The sequence below is a fragment of the Amycolatopsis sp. WAC 04169 genome (assembly GCF_003947535.1).
In the GTDB taxonomy this organism is placed as follows: domain Bacteria; phylum Actinomycetota; class Actinomycetes; order Mycobacteriales; family Pseudonocardiaceae; genus Amycolatopsis; species Amycolatopsis keratiniphila.
Genome location: NZ_QHJI01000009.1, coordinates 86,853 through 99,917 on the forward strand (window position 1 = coordinate 86,853; position 13,065 = coordinate 99,917).

Annotated in this window: 13 protein-coding genes; 8 read left to right on the forward strand and 5 right to left on the reverse strand. The window is 68.7% G+C overall.

All coding sequences use genetic code 11. The annotated features are described in order from the left end of the window. Both DMC61_RS25590 and DMC61_RS25595 read left to right on the forward strand, forming a co-directional pair. Positions 1-300, forward strand: a complete 300-nt coding sequence (locus DMC61_RS25590; RefSeq protein ID WP_158634138.1) for a WXG100 family type VII secretion target — start codon at positions 1-3, stop codon at positions 298-300. A 24-nt stretch (positions 301-324) separates the two neighbouring features. Next, positions 325-618 carry a hypothetical protein gene (locus DMC61_RS25595; protein ID WP_125691897.1) on the forward strand — a complete coding sequence of 98 codons (294 nt, stop codon included), beginning with the start codon at positions 325-327 and terminating at the stop codon, positions 616-618. Between the two features lie 65 nt (positions 619-683). On the opposite strand, the gene mycP is transcribed toward DMC61_RS25595, so the two are convergent. Genes mycP through DMC61_RS25610 form a run of 3 tightly spaced genes read right to left on the reverse strand, consistent with a single transcriptional unit; the run spans position 684 to position 3,269 of the window. Further along, entirely contained in the window at positions 684-1,958 is a 1,275-nt protein-coding gene (gene mycP, locus DMC61_RS25600; RefSeq protein WP_233594949.1) for a type VII secretion-associated serine protease mycosin, read from the reverse strand. A gap of 4 nt (positions 1,959-1,962) precedes the next feature. Further along, positions 1,963-2,922 carry a DUF6177 family protein gene (locus DMC61_RS25605; RefSeq protein WP_233594950.1) on the reverse strand — a complete coding sequence of 320 codons (960 nt, stop codon included), beginning with the start codon at positions 2,920-2,922 and terminating at the stop codon, positions 1,963-1,965. Then, positions 2,919-3,269 carry a hypothetical protein gene (locus DMC61_RS25610; RefSeq protein WP_125691903.1) on the reverse strand — a complete coding sequence of 117 codons (351 nt, stop codon included), beginning with the start codon at positions 3,267-3,269 and terminating at the stop codon, positions 2,919-2,921. The genes DMC61_RS25605 and DMC61_RS25610 overlap by 4 nt, the downstream gene beginning before the upstream one ends. A 137-nt stretch (positions 3,270-3,406) precedes the next feature. Between DMC61_RS25610 and DMC61_RS25615 the strand changes: the two genes are divergently transcribed. The 4 genes from DMC61_RS25615 to DMC61_RS25630 are packed head-to-tail and all read left to right on the forward strand — an operon-like array spanning position 3,407 to position 8,622. Continuing rightward, a complete protein-coding gene (locus tag DMC61_RS25615) occupies positions 3,407-3,772 on the forward strand; it encodes a YbaB/EbfC family nucleoid-associated protein (RefSeq protein WP_125691906.1) in 366 nt (121 codons plus the stop codon). Further along, complete coding sequence (locus DMC61_RS25620; protein WP_125691908.1) at positions 3,769-4,095, forward strand: hypothetical protein; 327 nt, start codon at positions 3,769-3,771, stop codon at positions 4,093-4,095. The genes DMC61_RS25615 and DMC61_RS25620 overlap by 4 nt, the downstream gene beginning before the upstream one ends. A gap of 13 nt (positions 4,096-4,108) precedes the next feature. After that, complete coding sequence (locus tag DMC61_RS25625; RefSeq protein WP_125691910.1) at positions 4,109-7,771, forward strand: hypothetical protein; 3,663 nt, start codon at positions 4,109-4,111, stop codon at positions 7,769-7,771. A gap of 5 nt (positions 7,772-7,776) precedes the next feature. Further along, the gene (locus tag DMC61_RS25630) at positions 7,777-8,622 is read left to right on the forward strand and encodes an immunity 49 family protein (RefSeq protein WP_125691912.1); all 846 of its coding nucleotides are present in this window, start codon (positions 7,777-7,779) and stop codon (positions 8,620-8,622) included. A 48-nt stretch (positions 8,623-8,670) separates the two neighbouring features. Here the strand turns inward: DMC61_RS25630 and DMC61_RS25635 are convergent, their stop codons facing one another. Together DMC61_RS25635 and DMC61_RS25640 are read right to left on the reverse strand one after the other, a co-directional pair. Beyond that, positions 8,671-9,924 carry a sensor histidine kinase KdpD gene (locus tag DMC61_RS25635; RefSeq protein WP_125691914.1) on the reverse strand — a complete coding sequence of 418 codons (1,254 nt, stop codon included), beginning with the start codon at positions 9,922-9,924 and terminating at the stop codon, positions 8,671-8,673. Then, positions 9,921-10,586, reverse strand: coding sequence for a response regulator transcription factor (locus tag DMC61_RS25640; RefSeq protein WP_199750104.1), 666 nt, complete (start codon positions 10,584-10,586; stop codon positions 9,921-9,923). Before DMC61_RS25640 ends, DMC61_RS25635 begins: the two co-directional genes overlap by 4 nt. Positions 10,587-10,745: 159 nt before the next feature. Between DMC61_RS25640 and DMC61_RS25645 the strand changes: the two genes are divergently transcribed. Together DMC61_RS25645 and DMC61_RS25650 are read left to right on the forward strand one after the other, a co-directional pair. Next, positions 10,746-11,399, forward strand: a complete 654-nt coding sequence (locus tag DMC61_RS25645; RefSeq protein WP_016336454.1) for a helix-turn-helix transcriptional regulator — start codon at positions 10,746-10,748, stop codon at positions 11,397-11,399. Beyond that, positions 11,399-13,048 carry a right-handed parallel beta-helix repeat-containing protein gene (locus tag DMC61_RS25650; RefSeq protein ID WP_125691916.1) on the forward strand — a complete coding sequence of 550 codons (1,650 nt, stop codon included), beginning with the start codon at positions 11,399-11,401 and terminating at the stop codon, positions 13,046-13,048. Before DMC61_RS25645 ends, DMC61_RS25650 begins: the two co-directional genes overlap by 1 nt. The last annotated feature ends 17 nt before the right edge of the window (positions 13,049-13,065 follow it).

Below are 13,065 nucleotides of genomic sequence, written 5' to 3' on the forward strand. Positions count from 1 at the left end.
GTGACCTATTTCTCCGGCGATACCGCGGCGATGGCCGCGTATGCGGCGAAGACGCGGGCGATCGGTGAGGAAATCAACGCACAAGTGCAGTCGAGTATCGGTGCCGTACAGGGGCTCAGCTCGAGCTGGAAGGGGAAGGCCAGCCGAACGTATGAGGGCACCGAGATTCTCAGGCAGGACAAGTGGGGTAGGAACACCGACAACGTGAACCACATGTCCGACAACATTACTCAGGTGCACGTCAACTACAGCGACGTGGACAACGAGTGGAGTAACGCCATTGGCTCGGTCATCAACTGATCGTACCGATTGAAAGGAAGTCACATGTTCGACTCGGTCATTTCCGCGAACTTCGGGGACCTGCACGCGATCGCGGGTAATTTGCAGAGCACGATGGCTCAGCACAGCCAGTCGCTGGACGACCAGCGTCACGAAGCGTTGCGTTCGGAGGAGTTCTGGGAGGGACAGAACAACATCGACGGTTACGCGGCGCTGATGCGGGACCAGAAGATCGCCGGTGAGGACATCGAGTGTGGCCAGCAGAAGGGCGTGGTCACCAGTGGCGCGGCCGATGGTTACCAGCACACTGTCTCGAAATGCAGTGCCTTGTTCGGCTGATCGTGATTCCCGTCCATGACGAATCCCCGGAGCGATGCGCTCCGGGGATTCTTCATGGACGGGAATCACGGGTCGGAGATCAGGAACACCTGTTCCGGCGGTTCGACGACGGCGGGCCGATCGGGCACCGGCTCGGCACGGGTGGGCCGCCAGCGGCGGCGACGTCCTCGGGGCACGGCGACCGCGATCAGCGCCGCCAGCACGATTCCGGTCACCGCGGCGATGGTGAGCCACTTCGCGATCTTCGCCGCGCGCTCGTCAGAGGCTTCCCTGTCGAGCCGCGCCTGGTCAGGAGGTGAAGGGACGAAAGCGGGCAGAGCCGCCGGTTTCTGCGGATCGAGTCCGTCGGTCACCGCCCGGTAGGGGTCGACCAGACCGGCCCCGTAGGCGGGACTGCCCTGCCCGCCACGAGCCGGACTTGCCGTGGCCACCAGCCGTTGCGTGACTTCGGCGGCATTGAGGCGGGGCCAGGCGGAGCGGACCAGCGCGGCGGTGCCGGCCACGAACGGGGCGGCGAAACTCGTGCCGTCGACATAGGCGTGGCCCGCCGCTCTCGTCGCCGTCAGCACCTTGGCGCCCGGGGCGACGAGATCGACGTAACGACCGACCTGAGAACCCTGGATCCGCGCGCCGTCGATGTCCACCGCGCCCACCGCGAGCACGCCGGGGTAGGAGGCGGGATACGAAGGCAGCTCGGTGTTCACGTCCCGTTGTCCGTTACCCGCCGCGGCCACCACCAGGACGTCTCTCGCGACCGCGTAGGCGACGGCCTCGCGGATGACGGCGAAGTCCTCGTGCCCCGACAACGAAAGATTCATCACCCTGGCGCCCTGATCCGCGGCGTAGCGGATTCCGTTGGCCACGACCTGGGGGTCGATCCGCAACGACTCGCCCTGGTCGCCGACGTCGCGGTCGTTGATCCGCACCGGCAGGATCCGCGCGTCCGGCGCGACACCGTGGAAACCGATACCGGAGACGGGATCCGCGGCGGCGATGGCGGCCACCCCCGTCCCGTGGGAGACGCAGTCGAAGGAGCCCGGAAAGGTGTCGGCGAGATAGAAGTCCCGGCCGGGAAGGACCTTCCCCGGCCGCTGGAGCTGCGGGTGGTCGGCGTCGACACCGGAGTCGACCACGGCGATCAGTACCCCGCCGCCCCGGCTGTGCGGCCATGCCCGGCGCGGATCGAGCACTTGCTGCGCCCAAGGTTGCGCCGGTACGGCGGACCGTGCCGGTTCCGGGTTCTGACAGGCACCCGGCGGGGGTGCCGCCTCGGCGATGGGCGCGGTTCCGAGGACTTGGGCGGTCACGACGAGTGCGGTGGCCGCCAGTGTGCGTTTCACGGTTTCAGCTCCCGGCGGGTGTCGCATAGTGATGGAGGATGTCGGTGAGTTGCTCGAACGGCGCCGAAGCACCACCGTCGAACCGGCACCAGACGGCTTTACGGTCGCCGGCGCCCAGAAGCCGCACCCGTGCGGCCGGGGTCCGGTGCACGTGTGCGATTCCGACGGCGGAGACCAGTTCATGTCCGAAGAGGACTCCGTAGGGCAGCGCGGGCGGCGCCGGGATCGCGGAACGCACCCCCTGGGTCCGGCCGGGCGCCGCGCCGACGAGCATCTGCCTCACGGTGCCCGCGCATTCGGCGGCCAGGTCTTCGATGCGGCGGGTGTCGACGGATCCGGCGGCAGGCCCGCTCAGCCGGACCTCCTCGACGACGACGTCGTCCACTTGCGACACCTGCAGCCTGCCGGTCACACCTTCCCCGACGACTATCGCCGAAGCCGGTGCCCGGCGGGTGCAATGGGCGGAGATCCCGGAAACCGACCAGGGTTCGGTGACCGGTTCCGCGACACCCCAGCCGATCGGGCCGGTGCCGGTGAGCGCGCGCATCGCGATGTCGGTACTCCTGCCGAGCTTGAGCGGTTCCCCCGCCGGGAACGACGTGGTGATCCGGACTTCGAGGTCCCCGCTTCCCGGTGAGTACTTCCTCGGCGGAGGGATTGTCGCACCCTTCTCGGGAACGAATCGGGAGCCGTTCCAGTCCAGGGGAAGCCCCAGGAAGCCGTCGCGATGTCCGCCGCCTTCGTCGCGGACGACCCAACCGGCGCGCGCGTCGCCCAACAGGGACTCCATCGGGAAGGTGAGCCCGCTTCGTGCACCGGTGACGAGTTGCAGCACTCGCCCGCTTTCGACGGCCGTCCTGGCCGCGTCGATGAGCCAGGTGGAAGCCGGCACCACGTCACGGAACTGTTCGACGACGATCGCTTCGGGCGTGGCACGGGCCCAAGCGCCCAGATACCCGGTCATCGGCTCGACCACGACGATCCGCCGGTCGCGGCGACCAGGGCGGCGGTGAACCCCCGTGCGATCGCCTCCGCCTCCGCCTCGGCGTCGTCTTCCGGGGCCCGGCTCTCGACCCACCACACCGGCGGCGGCACGTCGATTCCGAGTAGCCGCCGCACTTCTCCCGGCACCCGGACCGACCTGGCGTTCTCGATGGTCAGCACCACCCGTCCGCCGGGATGCCGCAGGAGGAACAGCATGCGGTCTTCGTCGACTTCCACTTCGGACAGTGGGCTCGCGGCCCGGATCGCCGAGATCAGCGCGTCGGCATCGGGTTCCCGGCGGCACAGGCCGACGACGTCGAAGGTCATCCGGTCGGCTCCTTTCCTCGTCTCACATGGTCGTGCGCGCGGCGACGCGATGAACCCGCGTGACAGCAACAGGTCACGTCGCCCCGCGAAGTGCCGGACGCGGACAAGCTGACCGGGACGCGAACAGGGGAGGTGCCATGGATTCGCCGTTCCGGCTGGACATGCGGGCCGAGTACGGGCGACTGGCCCAGGACATTCGGTCCACTCAACGGAGGATGGCCGAGATCCGGGCCACCGCCGAATCGGACGACGGACTGATCGGCGTGACCGTCGGCGGGGCCGGTGAACTCGTCGAACTGTGGCTGGACCCGCGGATCTACCGGGCGCCCGATTCGGCCGCGCTGGCACGGGAGATCACCGAGACCTTCCACCGGGCCGTCGAACGCTCCCAGGAAGAGGTCATGGAGATCGTCGCGGGCTTCCTGCCCGCCGACGCCACTCCCGAGACGACGGACCTGCGCTTCGACCCGCTGCTGCACGAACTGGACCGGAGGCTTCGATGACCGGAATCGACCGCAACGGCGACGGCAAGATCGACATGCTTCCCGAAGAGACGTCGGGGCAGTTGAACAGGCTGCGCGCCGCGGGTGACGAGCTCGACCCGGCCTGGGCGCTCCAACGTGGCAAGATCGACGCCCCCGGCCAGATCGGCACAGGCCCCTTGGGGCGCGCCTTCACCGCGCTTTACACCACACCGAGGACCGCGGTGGCCGGTGCCATGGACCAGATCCCCGGTATCTACCGGAAGCTGGCGGACAACGGCGGCCAGGCGGTGCAGGCATACCAAGCCGTCGACAGCACCATCGCCGGCCGGTTCGAGCGGTGAAACCGCCGCCGTCATGACCGATATCGTCGAGCCGGACGGGGACCTCTGGAACTGGGTCGTCCAGAACGGCGGCCAGACCAAGGAAGCGATCTGGCCCTCGGACAGCGAGACCGCCGCCTGGGATCTGGCGACGGCGTGGACCGCTTCCGCGAACGCGCTGCGTGCCGCCCTCCAACTCTCCGACAGTGCCGCGGCGGAGCTGCGCAAGGTCTGGTCGGACGCCGCCGGTTTCGAGTTGTTCTACGCCATTCATTCCTTGAACAACGGTTCGCCCGGCGAACCGGGCGTCAAGGAGATGCTGGGTGCGATGGACAGCCTGTCCGCGGCGTGCCGGGACTACGGAAATCTCATCGTCGCCGCGAAGCACGCGATCAGGAAGCACATCTCCGACAACAACGAACTTTTCGACCGATGCACCAGCTGGGCGTCGCGGACGGTTTTCGCCATCCAGGTCGCCAAACAGCTCAGCACCCTGCTGACCGAATACGCGAGCAAGGTCGGCAAACCGGCGGGCGAGGAGACCAAATCGCCGAAGAAGCCACGAGAGGGATTCCTCGGCGGGCTCGTCGACGGCCTGGAAGAAGTCGGCTCCTTCTTCGTCGGTGTGTGGGAAGGCGCCGTCGAGATGTTCGTGGGCTTCGCCGCGCTGGCGGGCTACGGCGACGGCCATTTCTCCTGGTCCACTTTCGGTGATGCGTGGAAGGGACTGGGCAAGTTCGGCCTTGCCGTGGCGACCTATTCGACCCCGGGACTGGCCCAGCTCGACCAGACCGTCGGCCTCCCGGGGTTCGAGCGCGGCGAAATGGGCTCCACGCTGGTCGAAGCGGGCAAGACGATGGTCGCCTGGGACACCTGGAGCGAGGATCCGTCCCGGGCGGCCGGTAAAGCCACCTTCAACATCGCCAGCGCGGTGCTCGGCACCAAGGGCGCGGGCGCGGCGATCCGGGGCGCGGGCACCGCGGCGGCCGGGAGCAAGGTCAGTGCCGTCGCGGCCGCGGGCCGCGTAGCCGAAAAGGCGGGGACGGCGATCACGAAGATCCCCACCGGGACCGAACTGGCCGCGAAAGCCGTCCGCAAGATCCCTGGTGTCGACTCTCTGCTCGCGAAGGTCGGGCTCGGGAATTCGCCCGCCGGGGTTCCGGCGCACGCCGGGGACACTCCGCCACCACCGCACAACCCGCGTACACCCGACGAAACACCACCAGCGAACCCGCCGGGTGACCGGACACCGGACGGGCCACCGCCCGAGGGACCGCCGAACCGGCCGCCAGGTGACCGGACACCGGACCAGATTCCCGACGAACGGCGACCGAGCAGGGCGCCGGAGGAACGAAACCCGGTACGGGAGCCCGAACCGTCCGCACGACCTGAACCTTCGCCCCGCCCCGAACCTTCGCCCCGACCGGACCCGCCCACGCGGCCCGAGCCCGTCACCCGGCCAGAGCCTCCGACACGACCCGGTTCGGTCGGCGAAGCCATGGACCCCGGCTCACACCGCACTCCCGGAGGCGAGCAGGGTTCCCCCGCACCCAAAGCGAACGAGACTCCCGCGCCGGCGGCTCGCGGCGAGAACCCCGCGGCTTCCGAAGCGCCGTCCCATCACTCCCAGACGGACAACTCGCCCGGGAGCCCCGAAGCGACAGGACATCGCGCGCGGGACGCCGACGAGCCGACGGCCACCATCAATCCGGAGACCGGTGAAGTCAGGATGTCCGACCGGGTCGACCCGGCCGACACACGCGAACATGTGGGGCTCCCGGAGAAGGAGACCGTCCGGAAGGCGCAGGAGGATTGGGCGGGGAGCACGCCGGTCAACCCGCAGACACCGAGGCAGAAGGCGCTCTACACGGCCGCCAGGGTGCTCGGCCTCGTGCACACCGTCGAGGATGCCGCGACAGGTCACTCCGCGCTGCCCACCAGCAAGCCGACGGATACGCCTCCGCCCAAGGAATCCACTCCGAAGGACAAGGACAAGGAAGCGGCGCCCGAGGAGGCGGCCCCGCCCAAATCCCTGCCGGACGGTGATCCCGGACTACCGCCGCGGCGTGACCCCGACCTCGTCGACCTCGACCTGGACGCCGGAAAATCTCGCCCGGCCGAGCATCCGGACACGCCGCCCCCGAAAGGCGAGCCCGAACTGGCCGGGCAAACGCCTTCGGCCGGGGCGGCGGCCCGTGCGGAAGGTCCCGCGCCGGAGACGCCGCGGCCGCCCACCCGCTCGCCCGTGGGCTCGGGCGGCCTGTGGCCGGAACCCGGGCCGCGCCGTCCGGGCTCGAGGATGCCGATGGGCGATCCTTTCCTGGACCGGAATTCCTGGCGGTCGGGGCCTCCTATACGAGGTGGAGACCACCCCAGGCATCCGCAGCCGGCGCGCGCGCCGGACGGAGAAGTCCCTCCGCCGCGGGCTCCGGAGGAGCACGTTCCTCCGGTACGGGACATCGATTCCGCCATCAACCCCGAGCCGGCGCGGGCACATCCCGACAGCGACGGGCCTGCCGACGGCGGCCACCGCGAACGTGACGGTGCCGGTAACGACCGAGGAAACGACGCACAAGTCTCCGGCCGTGAGCCCAGCTGGCAAGACCGGCCCGACGAGAACGGCCGTACTCCACGCCAGAAGATCGCCGACGACAGGTACATCGAGGCGAATTACTACTCTTATCCTGGTAAGGACGGTCCTGAACTGCGCGTCAACCCGCGTCGAGACGTCAACCATCCCGACTACGATCCGAAGCCACCACCGGTCGATCTGGTCGACGGTAAGCCGAGGTTCAAGAGCGAGCGGCCGCCCGCGGAGTTCCAGGGCTTCGACCGTGAACGGTCAGGCCACTTCCCGCCGCATACGGAGACCCGTCCGGATCCTTCTCCGGACGGTCAGGGTGGTGACGGCGCACGACACCACGATCAGAACGATGCCCCATCAGAAGGACGGCCCACGCTGGGCGAGGACGTCGACACGCGGAGTTGGCGCGAACGTGACTACGAGCAGATCGACGAGAAGATCGCCGACAGGCAGGCTAAACAGGAGAAGCTTGACGAGACGCCGAAAACAGCTGACGAGTGGCCCAAGACCTTCAGTTCGAGGAATGACGCCTCGGAAGTACTGGGCGAGGCAGCCTCGAGTCACGCCATCCGCGACCGTTTGCACCGGGATTTCACTGAAGCGTTTCCGAACGAGCGCTTCGACGTCCGCCCGGATCCGGATGCTCCTGCGGGCAGCCAGCGGTACCAGATCGTCGATGCCGAGGGGAACGTCCGGGCGGAGATCACGCCACGACATCCGACTGGTGGCGAAAAGCCAGGCCCCGGCAGCTTCGACCACATTTGGGAAGTGCGATATGAGGGGGTTACGGACCCCTACTACATCGTCCACGAGGCGAAGGGGCCAGGAGGCAAGCCCAGCACGCGGTATCTTCCCGCCGAAGACCGAACCGTCAGGCAGGGGCATCCGGACTACTACGACGATGTGGTGGCTGAAACGAGGAAAACAGACCCAGGCCTCGCCGACGATCTCGAAAGGGCGAAGCTGGAGAAGCGGCTCGATTATGTCGAGATCAGGGCAACGGTCGACGAGTCGGTCAATCCGCATGCGAACCTCGGTTACGATTTCGAGCCGTACGCCGGTTTCGGTTACGACTCACCGTTGCCCAAACCACCGAAGCCTAACGAGGAATGAGCTCCATGACGACCGTGCCGAGGCACCCGGTGGACCAGGACGTCGCCCGGAAACAAGTCGAGGTTCTGGCCCCGAGGATCAGTTTTTACATCGACTACGTCGAACAGGATTCAGCGGCGCTGAAGAACGTCTTGGGCAGGGCGCTCGTGCTCGTCCAGTACCAATCCGTCCTGGACCCGTTGGCCGCCGAAGCCCGGACTTGGGAGGACCTTCGCACCTCGGCCCAGGCAGCCGCGGCGATCTTCACCGCGGCGTCTCGCGGTGAAGGAGACATCGAAGCCGTTGTCGCCAAACCGTCGCGGTTCAGGGCCACCGGTCCAGTGTCTTACGCGAACGCGGGTGCGTGGCTTTCCGCGGTCTGGCTCGCGGTCGTCAACCGGGACGACGAACTCATCCGGAGGCTTTGCTCGATCTCCGAAGATACTCTTCGGGCGTCTGGCGTGGTTCACGACGCCTACATGTACCCCTGGGTCGAGACCGTGCGGAACTTCTTGACGAATCAGGAGGTCACGCCCGAGCTGTTCACCGCCGTGATGGACGGCACCGACCCGGACTCCGCTGTCATCACGCCGCGTCGCGTGATGGCGCAGATCGTGTATCCGCCCGTCGAGATGTTCTACTACCTCCTCCGCCGCGATTCCGAGAAGTTCAACCAGTCGCTTGTCCGCGCGCTCGAACAGCACCGGAAATACTGGTCGGGCGCTGAGAACCTCGCTGACGAACCCGACGGCTTCATCGCGCTCGCACCCCTCGCGATCGCGGTGCTCGGGGAGTCGGTCGGCTTGGCCGTCGATGTCGAGTCGGACTACCTGCCGTTGAACTTCCTACGGGGTACGCCACCTGCGGCATGACGAATCGGCCGTTCTGTCCTCATGACGATGTGGCGGGTCAGCTCCCGGTCAGTTCGCGCTGACCGGGAACCGCAGTTCGAAGATCGCGCCGCCCTCGTCGGCGTTGTACACCGCGAGTGTGCCGCCGTGCGCCTGCGCGACCCACCGCACGATCGACAGCCCGAGCCCGGAAGACCCGCCGGTGCTGGCGAACCGGTCGAAGGCGTCGCCCGCCATCGTCGTGTCGATCCCCGGGCCGTGGTCGGCGACGGTCACGGTGCCGCCGGCGACGGTCAGGTGCACGAACGCCTTCGCGCCCGGGTGGCGGCCGTAGCGCATGGCGTTGTCGAGGAGGTTTCCGATCGCCCGTTGCAGCAGCGCGGGGTCGGCGTTGACCTTCGTGGGCGCGGCGGTGACGGTGACTTCGGCGCCTTCGGTCGCGGTGTCCTCGACGATGCCCACCACCAGCTGGTCGAGCCAGATCGGCTGGATGCTCAGCTGTTCCACGCCCGCGGCCAGCCGGGCGCGGACGAGCAGGTCGTCGATGATCCCGCCCATTCGCGCGGCGAGGCGGACGGTGCGCGGCAGGAGTTCCGCGGATTGCGCGGGGTTGGCCATCGCGGTTTCGGCGAGCGCGCGCAGGGCGGCGACCGGGGTGCGGAGGTCGTGCGCGGTTTCGGCGAGCAGGACCTCCTGCTGTTGCAGGGCAGCGGCTGCGGGGCGGATCGAGCGGCCGGAAAGCAGGTGGCCCGCGAAGCCCAGGATCGCGACCAGCAGCACGGTGCCGCCGATCACCAGCAGCGTGAACTGGGTGTGCGCGGCGTCTGCGGCCTCGGTGGACTGCACCGCGACGACGGCCGCGAAGGTCTTGCCGTCGCTGTCGCGCAGCGGTTCGGCGCGGACCTTGACCATGGCGCCGTCGGTCGCCTTTTGGTGCCCCTGCACCAGCTTGCCGGACTTCACCGCCTCGGTCGCGAGGCCGTTCAACAGCTGCGTGCTCATCGGGACGCAGTTCGACCGGGAGAAGTGCGGCTGGAACGCGGGCGCCCCGCCGGACAGGATCGCGAACTGGGGGCAGCGGTCGTTCAGCACGTCGGTGTTCACCAGGCCGAAGCCGATGGTGCCGTCGAATTCGACCAGCCTGCTGACCGACGACGTGACCTGGTTCAGCGCGGCGTCGATCCGTTCCTCGCCCTGGTCACCGTCCTCGTTGATGAGCAGCCACGCGAAGACGACCAGCCCGAGCGTGTTCATCGCGGTGAACAACGCGGTCAGCGTCCAGCGCAGCTTTCGCAGCCGGTCGGCCGAGGAGTGGGTGTTCACCGGGCGCCCAGCCGGTAGCCGAGGCCGCGGACGGCGTGGATCAGCTCGGGTTCCTTCAGCTTGCGGCGCAACCGCTTCACCACCACATCGACCACATTGGACATCGGATCGGCCTGCGCGTCCCAGCAGTGCTCGATCAGATCGGCCCGCTGCACGGGCAGTCCCGCCCTGGTCAGCAGGTATTCGAGCACCGCGTACTCCTTGTTGGTCAACGTGAGCAGCACGCCCGCGCGGCGCACCTCACGCCGCGCGCAGTCCATCACCAGGTCTTCGTGCTGCAGCACCGAAGGCCGGTCGAACGCGGAGCGGTGACACAGGTTCGCCACCCGCTCGGTCAGCTCGGCCATCACGAACGGCTTCACGAGATAGTCGTCGCCGCCGTGCTCGAAACCCGCCACCCGGTCGGCGAGCGCGTCGCGGGCGGTGAGGAACAGCACCGGCGCCCGCCAGCCCAGCTGCCGTCGCATGTGCACGTATTCGATGGCGTCGCCGTCCGGCAGCATCCGGTCCAGGACCACGCAGTCGTGGTGCGTTCCGCGCAGCAACCGGTCCGCGGTCGCGATGTCGCCCGCCTCGTCGACGACGAAGCCGGCCGCACGCAGCTGCGTGACCAGTGCGAGCCGCAGATTCTCGTCGTCTTCGACGACCATCACCCGTGTCATCAAAACCTCATGTTCGGACAGCGAAAGTAGACGCGTGCAGTTCCCGGTGCCCCTGAACGCTAACGCGTCGGGTGCCCGTGACCGCCCCGGCGGCGGGGAACTGGCATGAACAGGACGTCGTCGGCGGCACCGCGCCGGGGGAAGAGGGAGGTACCTGCGATGACCGTGCAGACCGGCCAGCTCAGTCTGGTCACGGGAGCGGGCCCGGGCGGCGACCGGGCGGGGCTCGGTGAACTGCTCGCGGAAGCGACCGGCGAGGTGCTCGTCATGAGCACGGGAACGGACACCGCGTTCCAGCGGATCGCGCTCGGAGGCGTGCGCCCCGGCGTCCGTCACAAGGTGCTCTTCCCCGACTCCGCACGGATGTCCGGCGCGCTGAACCGGATGTCGCGGGCCGGTGCCGAGGTGCGGACCGACGCCGAGGTCCCGATGGACGCGCTGGTGATCGACCGGACCTCGGTCGTCCTTCCGGCGGAAGGCAGGCAGGCCGGTTCCGCGGTGTTCCGCCTGCCCGGCGTGGTCACCGCGACGGTCGGGCTGTTCGAGCGGATCTGGCAGACGGCCGCCCCGCTCGTCCCGCTGGATCTCCCCGAATCCGAGAACGCTTCGATCCTCACCTGCCGCGAACAGGAACTGCTGACGCTGCTCTTCTCCGGTACGACCGACGAATCCGCCGCCGCGCGCCTCGGTGTCTCGGTGCGCACGGTGCGCCGGATGGTCGCCGACATCATGAACCGGCTCGGTGCCCGCAGCCGGTTCCAGGCCGGCGCCAAGGCCGTCGACCGCGGCTGGCTGATGGCGAAGGCGGGCTGATGACCACCTCGACTTCCGGCCGGGTCCTGCTGGTCGCCCAGCGGCCGGGTGCGTATCCGACCATCGGCGACGCGTTGATGGACGCGTCCGACGGCGCCGTCGTCACCATCGCGGGCGGCGAATACGCCGAGACCGTCGAACTGTCCGGGCTCCGGGTGACCCTGGCCGCGGCGGACGGCGCCACCGTCGTCGTCGACGGCCGGGGCGCCGACCGGCCCGTTTTCCGCACCACAGGCGGAGCTCTCGCCCTCGAAAGGATCGAAGTCCTGGCGGGCGGCGCGTCCGCGATCCAGGCCGAGGACACGGAACTGACCGTCCGGAACTGCACCGTCTCCGGCGGGCGCGGTCCGGCGATCGCGATCCGCGGCACGACGGCGTTCGCCGTGAGCGGTTGCGTGATTTCGGGGGCGGAGCAGGGGATCCTCGTCGACGGTTCGCCGGGGAGGATCGAGGACACCACGGTCGAAGACGTGCTGGGGGACGGGATCACCGTCGGACAGGGCGCCGATCCGGTCGTCACCGGATGCACGGTGACCGGCTGCGGGCTGAGGGGCGTCTACGTCTACCAGTACGCACGGCCCGTCGTGGAAGGCTGCACCGTCTCGCACACCGGTCACGAAGGCATCGCCGTGGCGCACCACGGGGTGCCGGTGCTCAACCGGTGCACGGTCACCGACACCCGGGGCCCGGGGATCTCGTTCGCGTCCGGTTGCGGTGGCGAGATCTCCGCCTGCCGGGTCTCGAACACGGCGGAACCGGGGATCGCGATCGCCGAGGGGGCGACGCCGACGATCGGGGAGACCGCGGAGCCCGGCGCGGTGGGGGACGGCGCCTTGGAGGAGATGCTCGCCGAACTCGATTCGATGATCGGCCTTCCCGGGGTCAAGGAAGAGGTCCGTTCGCTGGTCGACGAGTTGCAGGTCAACGAATGGCGCCGCCGGGCCGGACTGCCGGTCGGGGCGGCCGGGCACCATCTGATCTTCGCCGGCGCGCCCGGCACGGGGAAGACGACGGTCGCGCGGATCTACGGCAAACTGCTGAAGGCGCTGGGAGTCCTGCCGGTCGGCCAGTTCCGCGAGGTGTCCCGCCGGGATCTCGTCGGGCAGTACATCGGGCACACCGCGGAGAAGACCGCGACGGTCTTCGAGGAGGCCAAAGGCGGCGTCCTGTTCATCGACGAGGCGTACACGCTCACCCGGCTCGCCGGTTCCGGCGGCGATTTCGGCCAGGAGGCGATCGACACCCTGGTGCCGTTGATGGAGGAACATCGCGACGAGGTGGCGGTGATCGTGGCCGGGTACACCGGCGAGATGGTGGATTTCCTCGCCGCCAACCCCGGTCTCGCGTCGCGCTTCGGCAAGACGATCGAGTTCGAGAACTACAGCCCCGACGAGCTGCTCGCCATCTTCGGGCGGATGGCGTCCGCCGGGGACTACGAACTCGATCCCGCCGCCGGCCCGGTGCTGACCGGCCACTTCCGGCGCGTTTCCGGCGACGTCAACTTCGGCAACGCGCGGGACGCGCGCCTGCTGTTCGAGAAGGCGCGCACCGCTCAGTCACAACGTTTGCGGCTGCTGGGCCGGATGCCCGCGATCGAAGAACTGCGCGGGTTGCACGTGGCCGACGTGGAGGCCGCGATCACGCGATGACGCCCTGCGGAAGGTCG